Genomic DNA, 21,124 nt, shown 5'->3' on the forward strand with positions numbered 1-21,124 from the left:
GATAGCGATTTTCCTCAAACCTTTTCGTTCTTCAAACAAAGAGACCATTCTATGCAGATCACTCTGGTTCAGAACAAGGTGTTTTATAAAGACAAAGCACGCAATCTTGACCATATTTCCTCATTAGTCGCTAACCAAAAAGAGGTTGGTGAAATTCTGCTTCTTCCTGAGCTTTCAACGACAGGTTACATTTTTAACACCACAGAAGAAATTCATGCGCTTTGTGAGGACTTTTCTGACAGCGAAACGATAGCCACACTGCAGAATCTGGCTAAGCGGCACAATACCTTGGTTGTTGCGGGGCTGGCGGAAAAGCACGGCGATAAGTTTTATAACAGTGTGGCTGTAGTAGATGAACATGGGCTAAAAACTCGCTTTCGCAAGGTCAGCCAAACCAATATCGATAAGCGTTACTTCTCACGAGGTGACCAGCTAACCTGTTTCGAACACAAGGGAGTGAAGTTTGGTATCGCTATTTGCTTTGATCTCTGGTTTCCAGAAATCACTCGCGAATATGCCAAGCAAGGTATTGATGTACTGCTGCATCCAGCGAACTTTGGTGGCGAATACAGCTTGCATGTCGCGAGAGCAAAAGCACTCGAAAATGGTTACTACATAGTGACCTGCAATCGTGTGGGCGAAGATGTGACTGAAGAGTTGGTTGGAGAATATCGTGGCGACAGCCGGATTTGCACACCTAATGGGGAGTTGATTGCCCCTTTCCACCAAGAAGAAGCCATCTATACTCTCGGCATTGAATGCCCGTTGCCGACACCACGCAAAGTACTCGGTGTAGAACTGCTTCCTGAAATGGCCTCAGTGAGTGACGTGCTGAGCTAAAAAAGAGCCAGCGTAGTCGCTGGCTCATGTCGTATTCAAAAGCAAACCTGTCTATAGCGCATGATCCAGTTGGTATTTACCGATCATTTCCCCTTCGTTATTTAGGAAACGCTGGTAGGAGAAAGGTGAAATATCAACACAAGTCGGTAAACTTCTCACCAACTCATCGAGAATTCGACCCGTAATCGCTGAGGTCAGCATACCGGTACGGAAATGGCCGCATGCATTGAGGTAACCTTCTACACCCGGAACCGGACCAAGAATCGGTAACTCATCTGGTGAGCCAGGACGCAACCCCGCCCAACAGCGCTTGATGTTCATGTCCTTGAGTGCAGGAATGGATTTCATCGCCCCCTGACCTAACTGCTTGATGTACTTAATATCATTGCTGGTATCAAATCCACGTTCTTCGGTCGTAGAACCAATCAAGATCTCACCGTTGTCTTTCTGCGCGATGTAACAATCACTGGTCGTCAAACAGCCGTTAAGTAACTTCGGTAGCTTCTCTGTGATGATCACCTGCCCTTTAACCGGGAAGACTGGCAGCTTATAACCTGTTGCCCATTGGCTGATAGTTTCTGCCCAAGCACCTGCAGCATTGACCATCATTTTACAAGGTAAAACACCCTGTTCTGTTTTCACTGCTGTAACGCGATTACCCTGCCTCTCAACTCCTGTCACTTTAGTATTGAGATAAAGTTCAACCCCGTTCTGGCGCGCGGCTTCCAAATACGCTTCATTGAGGCGATACGGATTAATTTGATGGTCACAATCAAACTCCATCGCGCCAATGGCGTCTTTGGATACGTTAGGCTCTTCAGCATGCAATTCTTCTTGAGAAACCCAACGAACATGGTTGTGACGATTAGGCACCGCTGCTGCGATTTGTTCAGCGTACATACGGTCATATTTATCGAACATCACAAACTTCAGGCCAGTGCGTTCAAATTTGAAGTCGACGCCGTGGTTTTCAACCAGCTCTTCATATAATGCCGGATACATCGCATTCGACATCATCGCCATATCAAAAAATGGTTCTGGCATAATATGCGGGTTCATTTCCGGTGCTTCATTTGCTCCTGACTCCTGCATTTGCTTCGATAATGTTTTAAATAGAATGACGCCACAGCCAAGCCCAGTCGATTCACCCATTGCCCATAGTCCACCAGCAGATGCACGAGACGCATTTCCCGGATATTTAAAATCAACAACAGCAATCTTGAGATCTTTCTGACGGCTCAGGAAGTACGCAATGGACGCACCTATAACACCACCACCACAAATGACTACATCATACGCTTTCATTACTCTTCCTCCAGCGCTGCAAATGGGATTGGATCGAGTGGGAATCTAGGGCGAACTAGGCCTTGTTCCTGACTGAATCCTTCTTTCTTCAATCGGTCGTAACAATAGTGGGCACAGGTTTTGCCCTGACAATCCCCCATTGTCACGCGGGTGCGCATTTTTAAGGTCACAATGTCTCGGCAACCTTGAGCTATCGCTTCATCTATCGCTTTTTTCTTCACCTGTTCACAGCGACAAATCACGGTATCCTCCTCTGGTAGAGAGAGCAGGCCGAGTTCGCGGAAGCCCGCATTATCAAAGGCCTGACGGAAACGATAGAGACGTGACAACTTACGCCGCATTGCAGCAATGTACTGCTCTGCGTCTGCACTACCCAGTTTGCCAAGTTCACAAGCAATAGCTTTTGCGGCGATCTTACCTTCCAGCATGGCAGCATCGGCACCCGCAATTTTAGCGCTGTCACCTGCACAGAAAATGTTCTCCTGACTGCTTCGCTGCCATTTATCGACAGCAGGGATTGCCCCACTCATGTGGTCATATTCAATATCGAGGCCGATAAGCTGAGCGAGTTGCGAGCGAGCCGCAAAGCCATAGCCCACCCCTAGCGTATCCACAACATGAGTCACAGCTTGAGAGTGATCTGGGAACCAGTTGTCATCGTAAGGCGCAACGGTTACTTCATTGAGCTGGCGGACACCTTCTGCTTTCACCAATCCCCATCCATAGTGGAGCGGGATATTATGTTGCTTGAGGTACCACATCATCGATAGCCCATCCAACGCTTGTTGAGGGCGGTTGAGCATCGCCAGCGTTTCTTTGGCTACCGACGAAAACTTCGCAGCTTCATAAATAGCTTCGACCTGACAACCCGCTTTATGTAGTTGGCAAGCGACCAGAACTAACAGCGGGCCACTCCCTGTAATCACGACTTTGTTACCCGGTCTGACTAGCCCACTTTTGAGCTGAAGCTGTATCGCACCTAAAAGCATCACACCCGGAAGCTGCCATCCCGGAAAAGGGATGCTTCGTTCCTGACACCCTGTCGCCAATAGCAAATGGTCATACTCGATATTAGACAGTTCGTGGTCATGGGTAACCAATAGATTGTTGTCACCCAAAGGCCCTAGGACTCGTGTCTGAGTTCGCAAGTCAATGAAAGACGCATTGCTTTGATAGTCCTCTTGAAGCTTGTCCATCGCAGTGGTCAGCTTTTCGTCCAGATGGGGCATGTCCGCCGTTTTTCGCCATGGTCCTCGATAAATAACACCACCAGCTTTAGGTGCTTCATCAATCACAGTGGAATGAATACCAAAGCGTGCAAGTTCAGTTGCTGCCGACATACCTGCCGGTCCACCACCTACAATCACGACTTTCTTAGTCATATCTCACCCCCTTGCTCTAGTACCAAGTTTCGGCTGGTCTCAACCTCCATATCTGGCTTGACGATAGTCTGACAGGCTCTCTGCTTGTGGCGACCATCAATGTGCAACAAACAACAGTGACATACCCCCATCCCGCAGTATGGGCCGGATTCAGCACCGTAGTCATTTGTCATCAACTGACGAATATTTGAAGCCAACAAAGCGCTTAGCACACTTTCACCTTCAACCGCCGGAATGGGTTTTCCGTCAACATTTATGGTGAAGGGCTTATCGAGCACCTTAGTAATATCTTGGTTTCTTTTTGTAATAGAATTCATATACCTCTCCAATGCAACAAAGCGCATACGCATCATACCCATAAAAAAAGTAAGGGAAATGATCAAAAAAGACGCATTTTCAATTTAAAAAGAACCATCACAATTATTAAGGGAAATACTTGTGCTACTACTCAGTATCTCATCAGACCACTGCAAAAATATGGAAGTTCAGAACGAAAGTTGGTTCAAGGAAGAACAGAAATATATGTAATATTTATTAAATGGTATGGTTTTATTGGATTAGAAAAATTAATTTAGATGACATAAACAAAATTCTGGCTTTCGAATTCTTCAAGCTCGAACAACCGATCTAGCATCTCCTGATTAAGCCTGCTCCCTCTCTTAATTAAGACTTTGCCGTTTGGCAGGGAGACATCACGCTTTATTTCAATCCCTGGTTTTAGATCGCCAATACTGACGCAATATTCAAGTGCACTTGTATTATTTCTGCGCTTATCTTCTAGAATATGAAAATAAGTATTCAGAATGAGCGGATCATAATGACTCTTAGATTTTTCTTTCATTAAACTTTCAGCAACCGCAGGCAAACGAAGCTTTGTTCTATCAACGTGATTGACCGTTAGATAATCGTAATCCTTCACCACTCTTATAATTCTCGACAATACAGGGATTTGCTCTCCTTTTAATCCTTCAGGAAACCCTGTTCCATCCATATTTTCATCCTGATATTGGATTCCCGCGAGAAGTGGTTGGAATGACGCATTATGCAGAAGTAAATCAGCGGCTTTATGACCTGAGCCACACGGGCCAATGTGATGGGCTGTGTACGCTGAAGATAACTGCTGTTTAGACTGACAAGAGACCATGCCAATAAGATGGAGCAGAGCCGCTTGATAAGCTTGATCATTTGATACTTCAGATGACGTTATATGCCCTGCAAGCTCCTTGACGTGTTCAGCGATTCTCAGCAAATCTTGCTTTTCAACATGAACACTTTCAGAGATCACGTTCACCAACAAACTCAACGTATTATTCATCAGTTCTTTGTGTCTATGGCTCGCACTTTTGTACTTTAGATCGAGTTGTTTAATATGTTTATTCTTCTCCTCTATCTGCCCTTGCAAGCTTTCATTATCTCGGAGAAGCTTAGCGTTGATGGCTTCCTGATGTTTCGCATATTTTTCTATGCCTCCCGTCATTTCAAACTGGGACTTGAGCCGAAGCAGCGTTTTCTTTACTTCTTCGTTTTCCCATGGTTTAGGTAATACATAGCTAACATCCCCTTCGTTGATAAACGCTGTTAAATCATTCTGTTCCGCATTACTTGAAAGTGCGACACGTATAGCCCCAGGTTGGACGTACCTAGCCTCATAAAAGAATTTGGAACTACTCATGGACGGCATATTGGAATCCGCAATAACGATGGAGACTTCGTAGTCATTGAGATATGTCAGGGCCGAAATCGGGTCATTAAATGTCACAACACTGAAGTCTTTCCTTAGCAGTCGTGACAGTGCACGAGTGATTTGAACTTCACTATCTACGATAATGAGTTTTACTGCGGTGTCTCCATCCATAAGAGCTCCCTGCCACTAGTGATGGTTTGATATAGGTAAGCGCACAGTGAATTTGGTGCCTTTACCGACTTTACTCACTACATCGATTTTGCCTCCATGATTATTCACCACCCCATGGCAAATAGATAACCCTAGCCCTGTGTTGCTCATGTCCATGCGAGTGGTGAAAAAGGGATCAAAGATTTGAGACAGATTTTCTTCAGCAATACCGATCCCACTATCCACAATATGAACGACTACGTCTTTGTCACAAAGGCTCGTCATCACTTTGATTACACCGAGTTCACGGCCAATTGCCTGTAACGAATTCTGCAGTAAATTAACAAAGAGCTGCTCAAGTTGATGTGCACTACATGAAACTAAAGCATTTTCAGCATCGTAAGACTCAATAATCCGACAGTTCGACTCAATACGTTCTGAGAGGCTTTCAATTGATGATGACAAAATGACGTTAATATCTCTTAAATCGAATTGCTCATCACTGTAATCTGAAAACGTCTTGATATTAGAAAGTATGCTGTCAATTTTCAAAGCCCCTTCCGACGTTGCCTTGATAAGCTCATCGCTGTCTTCGAAGACAAAGTCGAGATCTTCTTCTTCACAAATTCGATCAATTCGGCTCAACACTTCCTTCGCAACAACAGGATGTGCCGACGCAACCGCAGCAAAGGTTTTGTACTCTGTCACTAAGACTTTGAAAAAGCGATTGTAGTCTTTAAGCGTATTAATGTTGCTCAAGACATAGCTGATAGGTTCATTGATTTCTCTGAGAAGCCCAGAGCTTACCTGACCGAGATTCGACAGCTTCTCATCTCTCTCTAGCCTAGCTTCCATATCCTTGATACGTTGGTTCGACTCAACAAGAGAATGATGCTTTTTTGTGACCTTAACTAATGCTTCTTCGAAGCGTGACAACACCCGATTGTATTGACGGGCAATCATTCCAATCTCAGATGTCGGATCGTAATCGACTCGCTGTGTAAAATCACCGCTCGCCTCCTGATGCTGCATTACAGCGACGAGATCATAGAGATCACTGCCCGCTTCATGAGAAGAGATATTAAGACCGATAACCTCTTCTTCCTGCTTCACTCGCAAAGAAATTACTTTGTTAAGCAGGTAGAAACTCAAATAGCTGATAGGAAAGACGAATGCACTGGTCGCGCTAATACCGAATATCTGAATCAGTAACTGGCTGGTTCTATCTTCTGCTATCAGTAGTCCAGAAAATGCGTCTTGAGGTGCGAATAAAGCGACAGCCAAGGCCCCCCAGATACCATTTGCCAAATGAACAGGGATTGCTCCAACTGCATCATCAATTTTCTTTCGAATTAACAAGTGGTTGGTCAAGGTATAAATCAGCGCAGCAACCATACCTATCACAACCGCACTAGGTGCATTGACTAAGTTACAGTTCGCAGTAATTGCTACCAGCCCCGAAAGAATACCGTTGCAGAAATGAGGAACATGCACTCGCTTAATCAAGTGGAGTGAGACCAATGCGGACGTTAATCCACCCATCGCACCAGCGAGTATGGTATTGAGGATTATATTGAAAGTATTCGAACTGAATGCAAGCGAGCTGCCCGCGTTGAATCCCAACCATCCAATCCATAGGAATACGACACCTGCGACCGTCTGTACCAAACTGCTGTGATTAAAGGCCTGCCCGTCTTTGAAACGGTTCAACCTTGGTCCAATCACAATCACTGCGGCTAACGCCGCCCAGCCGCCCACCGCATGCACCGTTGTCGAACCAGCAAAATCGACAAAGCCGTATTGCGATAACCAACCTTGTTCCGCCCACACCCAGTGACCCACAGCAGGGTAAATAAAGGCAGCAACCAGAACAGAAATCGCAATATAGCCCTTGAGGCTACCTCGCTCTGCGATAGCACCGGAAATAATCGTAACCGATGTGGCACAAAACACCATTTGATAAAAGAAAAATGCACCCTCATCAATAGCATCAAATTTCGGGATCATGAACTGATTAGTGCCTGCTAGTCCTTGCCAAGATTCACCAAACATAATGCCGTAACCAACCAGCCAATACAGTCCCAGAACCACAGCTAAGTCGATTAAATTCTTAGCCGCTACATTGACCGTATTTTTTCGTCGTACAGTGCCAGCTTCAAGCAGCAAGAAGCCGACCTGCATCAGCAGGACCAGCAACGTACACAAAAATACGAACAATGAATTCATAACACCTATATGTTTTCAGCGCCTTATTAAGCAACTTAACTTACATCCATGTAATTGCATATGAGTATAAATATAGATCCAAATTCAACAGATTGGTTTACGGCGAAGCAGCCTTCGCACGATTCGAAAAGCGCAAATGGTGACTTAAGCGTTCGTTACCTATACTCAACATGGGCCCCAGGCACATGGAGGTTTGTATGAGTATTGCAACACGATTAGACCAATATCTAAGCGAACACGATATCCCGTTCCAGACAGTCAGGCATAGCCACAGCCAAAGCTCACTTCAGAGCGGCGTTGCTGCGGGTATACCTTTAGTGTGTCTGGCAAAGGGCATCGTTCTGGAAGATCACGATGGTCATCACATGATGGCTGTTTTACCCGCCAACAATAAGATCAGCTTGTCTCGGCTAAATGACGAGCTAAATGCCAATTTCCACCTTGTTAAAGAGCGACAGATTTATGAGATGTTCGACGATTGTGAGAATGGTGCCATACCACCTGTTGGTAGCGCCTACCATATGTCGACCACTTATGATGAAGTGTTGACTCGCCAGAACTACGTCTACTTTGAAGCAGGCGATCATGAAACCTTGATCAAACTCGATCAGGAATCTTTTCGCCAATTAATGGGCCAGAGCAAAATGATGAGATTCAGTAGCCAGATCTTCCATTAACTTGCTTTAAACCGAAATCCGGTGACGATTCATCATCAAAAGAAGTCCACCAATTGGTGGACTTCTTTACCTTACTATTGCTTCTGATCCTGAGTGTTCTCAGGGCTAAAGCTAGCCACAATATCTACTTCATCAAAGTTGCGGTAACCACGAATCATAATGTTGAACTCACCCGCTGGTTTGTTAAACACGCACTGTTCGTTGCTGCCATTCTGGAACGGACGACAGTCATATTCTGTTTTCGAAACCGGACCTTCATAGGTCACGTATAGATCCGCATCGCCACTGCGTGGGCCTGTAATGGAAATCGTTACTTCGCCCGGCTCTGTAGTGCGGAAAACAAAGAACTGTTCATCGAAATAACCGGATGTCAGGTTCTCCACTGGTGTACCGTTTTCCAGCTCCTTCACTGGCGACTCTGCGTCATCCAAACTGGTTTCCACCAAGTATGCGATGGCTAACTTAGCAAATTTAGTCGCATGGCTTGCGGTTGGGTCGGAGTTCTCCAACGTGTCGTGCTCAGTGTGGATATGCGGGTTGTAATCATTGAACATGGTTTCAAACGGCATTGCTGACGGGTAACCAGCGTTATGCCATGAAGCGTGGTCAGAACAGGCGTAGCCACAGCGGTCAAAATCATAAGTAATTTCACTCGCGTAGGTATCAATCAACTCGCTGAGAAATTCCGTTAAATTCGCGTCTGTGTAATCGTTGATGAAAGTAATATCATGAGCCGAACCGTTGTAGTTGGTCATATCCAGTTGCAAAGCAGAGACAACATCCGCCTGCTCGCCTTTCAGCGTTTGAGCGATGTCCTGAGAACCTCGCAAGCCCACTTCTTCTGCAGCATAGCCGTAGAACTTGATGGTGCGATCTGGCTGGATACCGCTAGCAATCATAAGACGCAATGCTTCTGTCACGGTTGCAATACCCGAAGCGTCATCATCGGCTCCCGGAGATATTGTACCTTCGGTTGTCCATGACCCAACTGTTGAATCTAGGTGACCACCCACCACAACGATCTCGTCTGGATGCTTGGCACCGACTAAAGTTACTTCAACCGATTTCTGTGGGTAATCACTGTGTGAGATTTGCTGAGCTGAGGCATACGGTACATCCTTAATCTCTTCTTGCCAGCGCTCTAGCAACCAGTCCGAAGCAGCAATACCCGTAGAAGTGGTATAAAAACGGTTAGTAAAGCTGGTTAGGTTTTCAATGGTAGTAACCATGTTGTTTGGCTCAACCTGCGCAATCAACGACTCGACCGTATCGTGGTGGCTGATCACCGGCTTCTCAAACGTACTCATCGACAGTGGCATACCCGCCGCTTTCATTGCGCTTGCCTTGTCCTCATGCACCATGTAACCACCACAACGGTGTTTCGCTTCATGCATATGACTGGAGAGTGCCGCCAGCTGCTTCTCATTGATTTTGGCAACCACAGCATTTGGATTTGCTGCAAAGCCGCTAAATACCGCTGCACCATGCTGGGTGATCAAATGCTGAGCATCAGCATCCGTGGTAATCCATACTTCCCCATCTTTCAATACGTTGGCATCTGATGCTGCAAAGGCAGAAGCGCTCCCAAATAGAGCTAAAGCTAATAATGTCTTTTTCATAGCAGAACTGAGTTCCTTGTAAATTCGATACAAAGCAGGGCTCCATTCGGAGCCCTGTCGTTTTTAGAATGGATTAGTTGGCTTTGATGAAGCGGTAGCGCTTCGTTTCAGAACAAACGTCACCTGAGGTACATACTTGGTACTCAACATCAATCGTGCCGTTGTGACGGAACTTATCGACGTAAGAAGTAAATTCAGTTGCACCCACCACTTTGCCGTTACGTTTCACAACAAAGTAGTCGTCTGTTAGGTATTCCCAAGCCAGCTTAACGCGTGCTTTACCGTTAGGCTGTTTGTTACCAAATTTCAGCTTAAGTGGGAATGCGTCTGTTGCCGTATCTTCAATTGTGATGGTCTTGTTGGTAGTCGTTGCAGCACCTGCATTATCCGTTACCGTCAGAGTCACAACGTAATCACCAGCTGCCGCGTAAGTGTGGCTAACCACTGCACCTGACTGAGAGTTACCGTCACCAAGGTTCCACTGGTAAGAAACAATGTCCCCATCGCTATCACTACTTGTACTGGTTAGGTCAACTTTCTTGCCTGTGACAACGTGATCGAATGAAGCGACTGGTGGAACGTTAGTGCTACCAGAATCAAACGATGCTTTTAGGTTTGCATCAGCATATTCTGAGTAACCGAATACGTTGACGGTGTAACGACCAGCCGTTGGGTTTTCGATGACACAAACTTCATCAGTCACCGACTCACTCTTACAGATGTTTTCCTGCGAGCTTGGCGCATAGTCAAGGCCAACATAGATGTCTGGGTCACCAGTTGAAACACCAAGTTCGACTGTTAGCTTATCTTTACCTTCAGGCACTTCGATGTCGAAGTAGGTCTTCGAACCTGTACCGCCGGCAACAGTAACGGCTTGGCCATTTTCTAGACGCTGATACTCTGGTTCTGGCGGTAGCGGTGGCTCTGCACATGGCTCAACACCCACAACGCCAAACGCTGCTACGACGTCTTCAGAGTTATAACCTAGGTCATCTGCTGCGTTTTTCACGCCACATGCACCTTGCCAGAAGTCACTGTCTTCTGCCCAGTAGATCTGGTTAGCCAGAACAAACAGTTCGAACGCCTTCTTAGTATCCCAACCCTGAGTGGTAGCGATGTGATAGAAAGCTTTATTGAATACACCAGAACTGTAGTGAACATTCAGCCCATCGTAGTAATCAGAAGCGTGGTTGATAGAAGAACCGTCACGTGAAGGATCGTCCATGTAGCGCAGTGCGCCGTCTGCTTTGAAGATGTCACGACCGACCATCCAGTCGTTGGTCCCTTTCATGTAGTATTCAGCAGCTTCACCAGCGATATCTGAGAAGGCTTCATTCATACCACCAGATTGATTCGCGTAGATAAGACCTGAGTTTTGCTCAGTGAAACCATGGCTGACTTCGTGCGCAGACACATCCAGACTCACCAATGGGTAGAAGTAACTTTCACCGTCACCGAAGGTCATCGCCTGACCATCCCAGAAGGCGTTTTCGTAGCCGTTGCCGTAGTGAACACGCATCATCAGTTTGAATGTCAGCGGCGCTGTATCAAACCAATCTTTGTACATGTCGAATACAACGTTACCGAAGTAATGCGCATCGTTCAGTGGAGAATAAGCACCGTTAATTTCTTTGTGCTCGTTGCGCGGACATTCGTAGGAATAAGGCGTTGTACCTGATGTTGCACCGTTTAGATCCACAGTCACAACGTTATCGGATTCCATTACACACTCAGTGCCGTTTTCCGTCACATCAAGATAGTGGTAATCGGTACCGTATTCGTATTGACCCGTTTTCTCGTTACCACCAGGGCCAGTACCGATTTGAGCATGGGCAATACCTTCCCAACGGTCGATGATTTCACCGCTGTGTGCATCCAGCATAGTAAACGGACGCGATGGGTGTGCTTTACCTTCAATCAGATAAGAGATTACGTAAATCAGACGAGTTTTATCACCGTCTTGATATACATAAAGATCGTCTTTTGCGTTCGCTAAAGATGGGCTCGCAGCAACACCAGCTTTAAGATCTTTGCTCGCTAACTCTAGTGCTTGTGCGCGGTTTAAAGAAGGTTTTACGAACTTACGATCAACGCCGGCCATCTTAACGTATTTGCCCTGAACAGCTTTTAGGGCGCCGCCTTTGGCACTTTGCGTTGCGTTTAGGTAGTGGCCCCAAACAGGCACTCCCCAGATGTTTTGCTGGACTTTAACTTTGTAGATGCCGCGCTTCTTCAGATTCACTTCTTTTACCATTTTGAAGCTGGAAGCATTGTCGACACCAAGCTGAGAATTCAGCCCAGAAAATGATGTAAAGTTGATTGGTTTGCTTAAATAAACTGACTCACCGGCATGTGCAGATAGTGACATCGCACTCGCCACGGCTACTGCCAAAAAACGCTTGGCTATTTTCATTATGATTCTCCTTATCGTGGCATTTTATAAATGCCGGGGAGAAACATATCATTAACAATTAGAATTAATACTCACTATTCTTAATAATTATTTAATAAACCAAACAAGCGCACAATATGATTAGCATTTATTTTATCAATCATAAAATAAATTAATTAAATTCAACCTTAAAACAAATAGTGTTAAATATATAGATTACAACATCACGATAAGAATAATGGTTATTTGTATAATACAAATAACCATTATAGATAGAATTATCTAATTCCAATTCAATCAATAAAATCAGTAAATTATTGAATGCAGTAAGAGATTAAACGACAAACCATCATAAAGGGATAATCATTTGAATATTAATATCATTAAAAATAAATGAGTGAAATAATATTTATAATCACGTAAATAGCATACTGCATTCAAAATATAAACCACACAACAATGATGATTATTGAATAAATCGAACTCGGCTGAATAATAATATTAGTGCGACCAAGAGCTGAAGTATAAAGCATGAAACGAACACCGCTTGCTCACCAAAGCTAGCAACCATATACCCTGACGCTGCTAAACCAAACGGCATGAGTAACTTAAACAGCGAACCCGTAATTCCCGTCAGCCTACCGAGGCATTGCTCATCGAACGCTTCCTGACGGTAACTCCAGATACAGATCGAGCTGTATAAGCCAATTGCAGAGATCCACAAGAAGGCAAAGACCAGACTCCACACTCCAGGAAGCGCCAGAGGAATAAGGAAACCAAACGCTTCCAACGCAATTGAGGCAATCAATAACTGGCCTAAACCAAACTTGGTACGTATTTTATCTGCGGTAAATGAACCCAATAAGCCACCCACACCCGAAGCGGCAATCAAGTAGCTCACTTCAACTGAATTCAGACTGAGAGTGGATTTCGCATAGAAGATCGACTGAATCCAGAATATTGCACCTGTAGTGTTAATCACCATCACGGCCAAGGTGATGTACCACATATTGGTTTCAGCACGCAGTATCGCCCACCCTTCCGCCAATGCTTTTAGCACGGGGGGATGCGATTTCGGCTCTGGTTTCACTAAAGCTAACTTTTCCAGTTGCCAATAGGCCAGCACCAGCATCGCCGCCACTCCAAGAAATACATTATGAATCGCTGACAAGAGCATCAACGCACCAGAAAGTACCGGCCCAACCGTTTCCATAAAACTACTCAGCGAACTCATGCGCGCAATAGCAGTATTTTGCAGTTCATGAGGAATACCGTTTTTCATCATCGCCATGCGTGCATTGTGATAACCGTAATTACACGCCATCATGAAAAACGCCGACGGAAAAAGAACCCAGAGCGGGTTATCCAACCATTCCACCGCAAAATAACAACTCAATACCATCAGCAACTGGCCTAACAACATCATTTGAGACCAGCGCTTTTTGTCGACTCTATCGACCCATACACCAATAAACAGCGCCAGCAATAAATTAGGTAGGAATTCAACTGCTCGCATCCAGCCCATCATCTGAGATGACTGAGTCAATTCATACACCAACAAAGGCAATGCCAAATTATAAATCTGGGCACTAAACGCCACGAACAATGCGCTGGAAAAGAGCACCACAAACGATCTATTTTTCCACACTGAATTTTGAGGGTGAGATAACGTCTCCATCGAATAATCCTTTCTTCCTGATAAGAATCCACTATTATCCGAATCAAAAGATGAAGAAAAATAGAAATAAGAAAAAGGAATTTCACCTTTATGCGTTACTGGAAATCCCTCGCGTTCTGCCGTGATAATCTGCAGTTTGAGCAGTGGCGGCCAATGTCCTTGGACAATTTCAGCCAATCACTGGACTGCACAAGACGCAATGCCCAATTGCTCATTAAGCGATTGATTAAAGAACGCTTCCTGGAGTGGCAGCCGGGGGTAGGCCGAGGTAATTTACCCAATGCAAAGCTATTGAAGTGCCCAAACGAACGATTGGAGCAACAAGCTTTTCGTCTATTAGAAGAAGGAAAAGTCGCGCAGGCTCTATTGCTGGTCAAGGATTCACATCGTGATAATTTTTTGGAAAACTATCTCGCTCAGTTTCAGCCGAAAGATGCGTCAAAACATATACTAAAGATCCCTTTCTACCGCGGCACCCATTGCCTAGATCCCGTTCTGATCACGCGGCGAACAGAAATCCACCTTGCAAGCTATCTGTATGCCAATCTGCTCACCATCAATACCGATCATCTCGATATACAAGCCGATCTGGCACACTCATGGAAACTGATCGGCCACACACTTGAAATAACATTACGCAAAGGGCTTAAATTTCAGGACGGCAGTCCTTTGCTGGCTCAGGATATCAAAGCTCACTTTGAGCGCTTGATGAGCTCAGACGCTGGTTGCAAAGTTCTGTTCGCATTTATCGATGACGTCGTAGTAATCGATGACCTATCTATTCACTTTGTCAGCCATTCAATGCCGAGTCTACTGCCTAAACTGCTGGCACACTCTGCTATGGGCATCACCAAAGCAATCAAAGGTGAAATCGTCGGAACTGGCCCATTCTGCTTAGAAGAGCAAACTGAGTGGCGAACACTGATGACCATTAACCCGCACTATCACGGATTCAGACCTTGGATAGACGGTATTGAGATCTGGAACATTGGTGATAAAGCTAAGAACTTTGACCTTAACAGTCATGTCGTACATGGCAGCCACATACGTGAAGGAAACGCATCTGGATTCCGTGCGCAAAATCAATGGGAGGAAGGTTGTGTCTACGCAACATTCATCGTGAATCGTAATGGATGGATGGCCAAACGAGCTCATCGGGCTGTGCTGCAAGAGGTTTTATCTCATATGGGCGCACCGCATTCACAACAGTGTGAAGCGCTCGCTGTAGCGAGCGGCATGATGTCTTCTCCCGAGTCACTCAAACCATCAGCGTTAGATTTAATTACAGAACATATTCGTTCGCTCCCTATGCCGGAAGCGCCTCTCTCTGTCGTCACCTACCAACTTGCAACCCATATAGAAACCGCTCGGTTAGTTGTTGAATCGCTAGAAAAGTTAGGCATAGATGCCAAACTGACCGTTCATGAATACCCCGTGTTTGACCAACTCAGTACCTTATCTGAAGCGGATGTCATCATTTGTGGCGAAGTGTTCGGTGAAGATACTGAAATGTCTTGGTTAGGATGGCTATTTAACACCAGTGCTCTTACCGCCTGCCTGACCGATAAAGAGCAACATTGGATCAAACAGAAATGTACTCAAGCCATGGCACAACCTAAGTTAGCTACGAGACTCAAACAGTTTGAAAAGATTGAGAAAATCTTAATCAGAAAAGGCATTTATCAACCACTCTTTCATGTAGAACAGGACCTCAATATCTCAAACACCGTGACAGCGCCTGCACTGCTTGCTAACGGTTGGATAGACTTCAATCAGGTGGTGATGAAATAGGTTGATCGACTAACGTCACTTTACCCTGTTTGTCGATTCGATAGCGCAGTAAGTCTTGTGCAAGGAATAAGTTGCCAGAGTATACCTGCTCAGCCTCTGAGCGAATAATCTCGACTGACAGCTCTGCTTCAGGGTGAAGCTGATAACGTGGGCTGAAATGGGTGAGAATCAAGTTAGGGATACCAGCGACTTCGGCAAACTCCGCAACCAACTTTCCGTAGCTATGGCCAAACTCTTTCGCCTGTTTGGCGAAAGCTTCGGCATAAGTCGACTCATGTACCAGCAAATGGCACTCTTCACATAAGTGCTTGAGCAACTCAGGATCGGCATTGTCACCGGCGATAACAAGCTTTCTTGGCCCATGTTCTAAGTAGGTGAACTCTTCGCTGATCAGCGTTTTGCCTTCATGTTCGACATTTTGCCCTTTGACTAATTGCCCCCATAGCGGACCTCTAGGAACACCTTGCTGTGCCAGCTTGTCAAAATCTAGATAGGCTTTAATCGTACTTTCCGTAAAACAATAGGCGAAGGAAGGCACGCGATGCTCTAATTCACACAATGAAATGGTGAATTGGCCGATCGTCATTGAGGGTAAAGATTCAGCAGAGACAAACTGAAGATCGTAAGGCAGGTGAAGCTTAGTAAATTGCATTGTCGCTTCAAGCCACTCTCGAATTCCTTTCGGCGCAATAATGATTAATGGGTCTGAACGACGATTCATGCCAGCGCTGGCAAGTAGTCCCGGTAAACCATAGCAATGGTCACCGTGTAAGTGAGTAATGAAAATCGCCTTAAGGTAATTAAGAGACAAGGGCGTATGTAGCAATTGGTGTTGGGTCGCTTCACCACAATCAACCAGAAACCAGCCTTTACCCTTGCTTTCCATTACAGCCGTGGCAGAGACATTTCTTGCTTTGGTTGGAGTCCCTGATGACGTCCCTAATAAACAGATTTCCATAACTTACCTTATTGTTGCTCCAGCCAGTCAGATAACGCTTTGACCGATTCATTAGGCTCTTGATTAGCCGAAAGCAAAAAGTAACTATTGCCAGATCGGATACGTTTATCAAACGGGCAGAGCAAGCGATTTGACTTTATGTCCAGCTCCGCCAAGGTCACGTCCCCCACGGTCATCCCAAACCCCTGCTGAGCCGCGTTCATCGCCTGATCTAACGTAGCAAACGTCTGATTCCCTTTTCCTTTAAGTGTAGATTCGTCACAACTGTTGCACCAAAGCATCCAGTCAGACTGCTCTGGGTTTGCATGTAACCAAGTAAAGCGATTAACCAAATTGTCGTGTATAGATTCATCTGGCTCAACGAATTGTGACCACAACTGAGGAGAACAAACGGGCGCGAGAATTTCGTCAAACAACAAGGTTTGGGAGACCTGCTTGCTTCGCACTGGCTTACCATAAACGATCACCATATCAAAACTGTCAAAGTCCGGATGAAACTGGTGCTTAGTAGTTGAAGTCAGTTCGACATTCACTTCAGGGTTAGCCTGCTGAAAATTAGCTAAGCGCGCCAGTAACCAGGTGGTAATACAGCTTGGTGCCAGCAGTTTCACACGGTTGGCACTTTCGGACACTTCTCTCACCGATCTTTGTAAGCGCTTGATGATGTCCTGCGCGAGTGGAATGAACATACTCCCTTCAGGCGTCAGGGCGAGCCCTCGAGCGCGGCGATAAAACAAGCTCACTCCCATCAAAGATTCGAGAGACTGAATCTGCCGACTGACCGCGCCTTGCGTCATGTTGAGCGACTCGGCGGCATGGGTCAGGTTAAGGTATTCGGCGGTTGCCAAGAATGCCTGTAAGTTTTTCGTCGAAGGTAAGCGCATCATTACCACCATACTAGCTATGCATTTTTTGCATAGCTAGTATGCCTTTATTTCGATTCTACTCAAATAGGTTTTTGACTACATTTTTATCAAATAAGAAATTCTAGTTATTAATTTGATTTCTATTCGATTAATTATGCAGTAAAGGAATATTGAAATGGCGTCACTGGCAGACAAGATTGCACCAGATAACATAAAAAAATTAATACCTTATCAATCCGCACGGCGAATTGGAGGTTCTGGTCGACTGTGGCTCAACGCCAACGAGTTAGAGCAACCACTGCATTTCAGTGACCAACAAAATGCTTACCATCGTTACCCTGACTTTTTGCCTCAGGACATCGCTTCTGCTTATCAGGATTACTCCCACACCCAAAAGCCCGTTCTCGCAGTGAGAGGCGCTGATGAAGCCATTGATCTTCTCGTGCGCACTTTCTGCCAACCGGGTAAAAGTCGCATCGCTATCTGTAGCCCTACGTATGCGATGTATGAATTTTGTGCTGATTCACTTGCCGTTGAAACCATTGACGTCCCTTTGCTTGCGCCGGATTTTGCTCTGGATGTGGGCGGCGTTGTGAAAGCGGCGGAGTCTGCAAACTTGGTGTTTCTTTGTTCACCCAATAACCCGACAGGCCAGATGCTGAGTCGACAAGATGTACTGTCTGTTCTCGACCAAACGCAAGATCAGGCGTTGATTGTCGTGGATGAGGCATACATTGAGTTTGAACTTGAAGAAAGCGTTGTCAGCTTAATCGAGCAATACCCTAATCTAGTTGTTATTCGTACTCTTTCTAAAGCCTTTGGCCTTGCGGCAGTGCGCTGTGGCTTCATCATCGCTGATACATCCGTGATGAACTACCTATATAAAATGGTCCCCCCTTACCCAATGCCAGACAGTTCAGCCGAAATCGTGTTAAACGCACTGAACCCAGAAGGGTTAGCCAAAGTGACACAAAGTACCCAGCAGTTGATCTCCACTAAAAATTGGTTTGTTGACCAGATCCAATCATTAAGCTGGATTGAGAAGGTATACCCTTCTTCCACCAACTTCGTGCTGATTCGCACCCGACCGGATGTCGATCTGTTCAACTACTTACTTAAAGCTGGAATCGTCACCCGTAATCAATCACACGAACCGAGCCTGAAACACTGCGTGAGAATCACGATTGGCTCACAAGAATCTATGCAAGAAGTCGCTACCATCATTAGCCACTTCGCTGACCCAGTATCAACGAAAAACGAAGATAAGGATTTCGAACATGAAAAAAGTGCTTAGTGTCATTGCTTGTACTGCTGCCCTTCTGTCTACACCCACTTTTGCAAAGCAAGTACGTCTGGCATCTGACTTCACTTACCCGCCGTTTAACTACAAAGATCAGAGCGGCAACCCAACGGGATTCGACATTGAAATTGCCGACGCGCTGTGTGCTGAAGCCAAACTGGACTGTACTTGGGTCGCCCAAAATTGGGACTCGCTCATTCCGAGCCTGCTGGCACGAAAGTCAGATGTCATCATGGCTTCGATGCGTATTACGGAAGAGCGTAAAAAGCGTGTACTGTTTACCAACAAGTATTACCAGACTCCGGCTCGTTTTGTCACAGCGACGGACGCTAAGGTCGACATTTCAGCGCAAGGGATGAAAGACAAAGTCATCGGTGTTCAAGGTGGCACAATTCACGATCGCTACGTAACGGACAAGTTCGGTGACGTCGCAGAGATCAAACGTTATACCGGTCAGGATGAAGTCTACATTGATATGGTAAACGGTCGCTTGGATCTGACTTTTGGTAATTCAGATCAACTAGCCTTAGCGTTTCTGGCCAAAGACATTGGTCAGGGGTTCAAGTTTGTCGGTCAGCCTGTTACCGACAAAGCCTACATAGGTGAGGGAACAGCGTTAGCATTACGTCAGAATGACAAAGCACTGGCTGAGAAATTCAATAAAGCAATTGTCGCCATTCGCGCCAACGGTACGTATGACAAGATTGCGAAAAAGTACTTCTCTTTTGACATCTACGGCGAAGAGCTGTAAATCCATTCGGGCCTGTCTTCAGGCCCTTTTTTATCGCTTAGCCGCCTGTTTTCGATAACGAAGCATCACCGCGCTATCCGGCTGATAAGCGTCAATCAAAGCCGCCAGCTTCCCTTGTTTTTTCAACGTTTCAAAGCTGTGGCTTAAAGCGCTCACCACCTCTGGTGATGTTTGTTTCCCCGTAACTAACCACAGCGCTTTGCACAATTGCTTTACTTTCATTACTTCGACAAAGTTATCGGGATCAAAGCCATATTGTTCCATACGATAGGGGTAACTGACCGTTACTAAAGGTGCGTAGTCGACCCGATTCGCACGCAGCAAACGAATCGCATCTTTACCGTAGTTAACAGGGATAATCCGCTGAAAGCCCAGAGACTCGATCAACTCTTCAAATGAACCCTCGGTTTGTGCACCAAAACGATAGCCTTTGAGCGCCTGCAGCTCATCCGTTTCTAATTTAGGCCCAGTAATATGACGATAGATCCCGACTTCATAGGGAGAGACTTCACCAATCCAATGAAATTTATCCTCTCTCACTGGCGTACGTGATACAGAGAAGAACAAGGCGTTCGCGCGATTTTGCGTAATTCGCATTGCCCGCTTCCACGGAGTGAAGTGCACCTGATGAACTTCCATCGGCAGGGATTGAGCAGCGTCCTGTACCACAGCTTCGACAAACTTGACCACATAGCCTTCTGCCACACCATCTACTTCCACCTGTAGCGGCGGAAATTCCTGAGTGTAGAGTTCCAGTTCCACGGGATGGGGATGCGCATCACTGGCAATGGATACGATCAAGCTTGACGCGCAGAGGAAGGTTTTTATCTTTGTTATCCAGCGCAGCATTGAGTGTTTATTCTATTTTTATAGCAGCAAATTTAGCGAACTACTATAAATGACAATTATGTCGGGTCAATGCCATACAGGTCCAATTTGTCGGATGACACTGTCTCTTTTATTGGAGGAGATATAAGAATTTCTCGCTAGTCTTTTCGAACTAGGCTGAAGTTGCTTAATAATTGACGGACAAAAGAAAAGCCCCAATTGGGGCTTTCATTATTTAGAATATCTTGCCATTGCCGCTTGCTCTTTAGGCACCACGGTTTTACCAATAGGAGCCAGCGAGATATACGCCAGTTTGAGGTGCTGAATAGCAAATGGAATACCAATAATGGTCACAAAACACGCCACCGCTGACAGGATGTGGCCTATCGCTAACCAGATACCTGCAAACACAAACCAAATGACGTTGCCGACCAAACCGAGCGGGCTGGTTCCAATATCCATTTCATTGGTCAGCTCATCTCGGGCAATAGCTTCCTGACCAAATGGGAAGAAGGAAAAATTCCCCATCACAAAACAGGCGCGTCCCCATGGAATACCTACGATACTGATGAAAGCCAGCAGGCCGAAGAACCACCACATCAGGCCCATGACAACGCCGCCCAGCAAAAACCAAATTATATTACCTATCGTTCTCATAACCTGTTGTTTCTCCTTTT

The 21,124-nt window shown here is 45.7% G+C and carries 17 protein-coding genes; 5 read left to right on the forward strand and 12 right to left on the reverse strand.

Going from position 1 to position 21,124, the window contains the following annotated elements; genetic code table 11:
• Positions 1 to 51 precede the first annotated feature (51 nt).
• Positions 52 to 840: a carbon-nitrogen hydrolase family protein gene (locus tag IX95_RS11400; protein WP_038160004.1), complete on the forward strand. Its 789-nt coding sequence runs from the start codon at positions 52 to 54 to the stop codon at positions 838 to 840.
• Positions 841 to 891: 51 nt separating this feature from the next.
• On the opposite strand, the gene IX95_RS11405 is transcribed toward IX95_RS11400, so the two are convergent.
• The 5 genes from IX95_RS11405 to amt form a co-directional block, all read right to left on the reverse strand.
• Complete coding sequence (locus IX95_RS11405; protein ID WP_019274340.1) at positions 892 to 2,145, reverse strand: NAD(P)/FAD-dependent oxidoreductase; 1,254 nt, start codon at positions 2,143 to 2,145, stop codon at positions 892 to 894.
• Positions 2,145 to 3,527: an FAD/NAD(P)-dependent oxidoreductase gene (locus IX95_RS11410; protein ID WP_019274339.1), complete on the reverse strand. Its 1,383-nt coding sequence runs from the start codon at positions 3,525 to 3,527 to the stop codon at positions 2,145 to 2,147. Before IX95_RS11410 ends, IX95_RS11405 begins: the two co-directional genes overlap by 1 nt.
• Positions 3,524 to 3,844: a (2Fe-2S)-binding protein gene (locus tag IX95_RS11415; RefSeq protein WP_021455536.1), complete on the reverse strand. Its 321-nt coding sequence runs from the start codon at positions 3,842 to 3,844 to the stop codon at positions 3,524 to 3,526. Before IX95_RS11415 ends, IX95_RS11410 begins: the two co-directional genes overlap by 4 nt.
• A gap of 254 nt (positions 3,845 to 4,098) precedes the next feature.
• Complete coding sequence (locus IX95_RS11420; protein ID WP_038160007.1) at positions 4,099 to 5,382, reverse strand: HD domain-containing phosphohydrolase; 1,284 nt, start codon at positions 5,380 to 5,382, stop codon at positions 4,099 to 4,101.
• 15 nt (positions 5,383 to 5,397) lie between these two features.
• Complete coding sequence (amt, locus tag IX95_RS11425) at positions 5,398 to 7,587, reverse strand: ammonium transporter (protein ID WP_038160010.1); 2,190 nt, start codon at positions 7,585 to 7,587, stop codon at positions 5,398 to 5,400.
• 197 nt (positions 7,588 to 7,784) lie between these two features.
• On the opposite strand from amt, the gene IX95_RS11430 reads away from it, so the two are divergent.
• The gene (locus tag IX95_RS11430; RefSeq protein ID WP_038160013.1) at positions 7,785 to 8,264 is read left to right on the forward strand and encodes an aminoacyl-tRNA deacylase; all 480 of its coding nucleotides are present in this window, start codon (positions 7,785 to 7,787) and stop codon (positions 8,262 to 8,264) included.
• Between the two features lie 74 nt (positions 8,265 to 8,338).
• Here the strand turns inward: IX95_RS11430 and IX95_RS11435 are convergent, their stop codons facing one another.
• The 3 genes from IX95_RS11435 to IX95_RS11445 form a co-directional block, all read right to left on the reverse strand.
• Positions 8,339 to 9,883, reverse strand: a complete 1,545-nt coding sequence (locus IX95_RS11435; protein ID WP_038160014.1) for a M28 family metallopeptidase — start codon at positions 9,881 to 9,883, stop codon at positions 8,339 to 8,341.
• Between the two features lie 73 nt (positions 9,884 to 9,956).
• Positions 9,957 to 12,296 (reverse strand): M4 family metallopeptidase, encoded by a 2,340-nt coding sequence (locus tag IX95_RS11440; RefSeq protein WP_006961499.1) that lies wholly within the window; start codon positions 12,294 to 12,296, stop codon positions 9,957 to 9,959.
• Positions 12,297 to 12,741: 445 nt separating this feature from the next.
• Positions 12,742 to 13,953 (reverse strand): MFS transporter, encoded by a 1,212-nt coding sequence (locus tag IX95_RS11445; RefSeq protein WP_038160020.1) that lies wholly within the window; start codon positions 13,951 to 13,953, stop codon positions 12,742 to 12,744.
• A 90-nt stretch (positions 13,954 to 14,043) separates the two neighbouring features.
• Between IX95_RS11445 and IX95_RS11450 the strand changes: the two genes are divergently transcribed.
• Complete coding sequence (locus tag IX95_RS11450) at positions 14,044 to 15,744, forward strand: ABC transporter substrate-binding protein (RefSeq protein ID WP_038160022.1); 1,701 nt, start codon at positions 14,044 to 14,046, stop codon at positions 15,742 to 15,744.
• Here IX95_RS11450 and IX95_RS11455 read toward each other — a convergent pair.
• Both IX95_RS11455 and IX95_RS11460 read right to left on the reverse strand, forming a co-directional pair.
• Positions 15,722 to 16,702 (reverse strand): ribonuclease Z, encoded by a 981-nt coding sequence (locus tag IX95_RS11455; RefSeq protein ID WP_038160024.1) that lies wholly within the window; start codon positions 16,700 to 16,702, stop codon positions 15,722 to 15,724. The genes IX95_RS11450 and IX95_RS11455 overlap by 23 nt on opposite strands.
• Before the next feature lie 8 nt (positions 16,703 to 16,710).
• Positions 16,711 to 17,586, reverse strand: coding sequence for a LysR family transcriptional regulator (locus tag IX95_RS11460; RefSeq protein ID WP_038160028.1), 876 nt, complete (start codon positions 17,584 to 17,586; stop codon positions 16,711 to 16,713).
• A gap of 157 nt (positions 17,587 to 17,743) precedes the next feature.
• Here IX95_RS11460 and hisC point away from each other — a divergent pair, with 157 nt between their 5' ends.
• Both hisC and IX95_RS11470 read left to right on the forward strand, forming a co-directional pair.
• Complete coding sequence (hisC, locus tag IX95_RS11465; protein WP_038160030.1) at positions 17,744 to 18,862, forward strand: histidinol-phosphate transaminase; 1,119 nt, start codon at positions 17,744 to 17,746, stop codon at positions 18,860 to 18,862.
• Positions 18,846 to 19,619: an ABC transporter substrate-binding protein gene (locus IX95_RS11470; protein WP_038160033.1), complete on the forward strand. Its 774-nt coding sequence runs from the start codon at positions 18,846 to 18,848 to the stop codon at positions 19,617 to 19,619. Before hisC ends, IX95_RS11470 begins: the two co-directional genes overlap by 17 nt.
• A gap of 30 nt (positions 19,620 to 19,649) precedes the next feature.
• On the opposite strand, the gene IX95_RS11475 is transcribed toward IX95_RS11470, so the two are convergent.
• Together IX95_RS11475 and IX95_RS11480 are read right to left on the reverse strand one after the other, a co-directional pair.
• The gene (locus IX95_RS11475; RefSeq protein WP_021455527.1) at positions 19,650 to 20,468 is read right to left on the reverse strand and encodes a substrate-binding periplasmic protein; all 819 of its coding nucleotides are present in this window, start codon (positions 20,466 to 20,468) and stop codon (positions 19,650 to 19,652) included.
• A 210-nt stretch (positions 20,469 to 20,678) separates the two neighbouring features.
• The gene (locus tag IX95_RS11480) at positions 20,679 to 21,104 is read right to left on the reverse strand and encodes a YccF domain-containing protein (protein ID WP_006961507.1); all 426 of its coding nucleotides are present in this window, start codon (positions 21,102 to 21,104) and stop codon (positions 20,679 to 20,681) included.
• Between the last annotated feature and the right edge of the window lie 20 nt (positions 21,105 to 21,124).

The organism is Vibrio sp. B183, assembly GCF_000740665.1.
Taxonomy (GTDB): domain Bacteria; phylum Pseudomonadota; class Gammaproteobacteria; order Enterobacterales; family Vibrionaceae; genus Vibrio; species Vibrio coralliilyticus.

What these genes read in the sequence shown, in the direction of transcription:
- amt (WP_038160010.1), bottom strand. Translation starts at nt 7,587, where the DNA reads ATGAATTCATTGTTCGTATTTTTGTGTACGTTGCTGGTCCTGCTGATG.
- IX95_RS11455 (WP_038160024.1), bottom strand. Translation starts at nt 16,702, where the DNA reads ATGGAAATCTGTTTATTAGGGACGTCATCAGGGACTCCAACCAAAGCA.
- IX95_RS11460 (WP_038160028.1), bottom strand. Translation starts at nt 17,586, where the DNA reads ATGCGCTTACCTTCGACGAAAAACTTACAGGCATTCTTGGCAACCGCC.
- IX95_RS11420 (WP_038160007.1), bottom strand. Translation starts at nt 5,382, where the DNA reads ATGGATGGAGACACCGCAGTAAAACTCATTATCGTAGATAGTGAAGTT.
- IX95_RS11440 (WP_006961499.1), bottom strand. Translation starts at nt 12,296, where the DNA reads ATGAAAATAGCCAAGCGTTTTTTGGCAGTAGCCGTGGCGAGTGCGATG.
- IX95_RS11410 (WP_019274339.1), bottom strand. Translation starts at nt 3,527, where the DNA reads ATGACTAAGAAAGTCGTGATTGTAGGTGGTGGACCGGCAGGTATGTCG.
- IX95_RS11475 (WP_021455527.1), bottom strand. Translation starts at nt 20,468, where the DNA reads ATGCTGCGCTGGATAACAAAGATAAAAACCTTCCTCTGCGCGTCAAGC.
- IX95_RS11430 (WP_038160013.1), top strand. Translation starts at nt 7,785, where the DNA reads ATGAGTATTGCAACACGATTAGACCAATATCTAAGCGAACACGATATC.
- IX95_RS11400 (WP_038160004.1), top strand. Translation starts at nt 52, where the DNA reads ATGCAGATCACTCTGGTTCAGAACAAGGTGTTTTATAAAGACAAAGCA.
- IX95_RS11405 (WP_019274340.1), bottom strand. Translation starts at nt 2,145, where the DNA reads ATGAAAGCGTATGATGTAGTCATTTGTGGTGGTGGTGTTATAGGTGCG.
- IX95_RS11445 (WP_038160020.1), bottom strand. Translation starts at nt 13,953, where the DNA reads ATGGAGACGTTATCTCACCCTCAAAATTCAGTGTGGAAAAATAGATCG.
- IX95_RS11415 (WP_021455536.1), bottom strand. Translation starts at nt 3,844, where the DNA reads ATGAATTCTATTACAAAAAGAAACCAAGATATTACTAAGGTGCTCGAT.
- IX95_RS11450 (WP_038160022.1), top strand. Translation starts at nt 14,044, where the DNA reads ATGCGTTACTGGAAATCCCTCGCGTTCTGCCGTGATAATCTGCAGTTT.
- hisC (WP_038160030.1), top strand. Translation starts at nt 17,744, where the DNA reads ATGGCGTCACTGGCAGACAAGATTGCACCAGATAACATAAAAAAATTA.
- IX95_RS11435 (WP_038160014.1), bottom strand. Translation starts at nt 9,883, where the DNA reads ATGAAAAAGACATTATTAGCTTTAGCTCTATTTGGGAGCGCTTCTGCC.
- IX95_RS11480 (WP_006961507.1), bottom strand. Translation starts at nt 21,104, where the DNA reads ATGAGAACGATAGGTAATATAATTTGGTTTTTGCTGGGCGGCGTTGTC.
- IX95_RS11470 (WP_038160033.1), top strand. Translation starts at nt 18,846, where the DNA reads ATGAAAAAAGTGCTTAGTGTCATTGCTTGTACTGCTGCCCTTCTGTCT.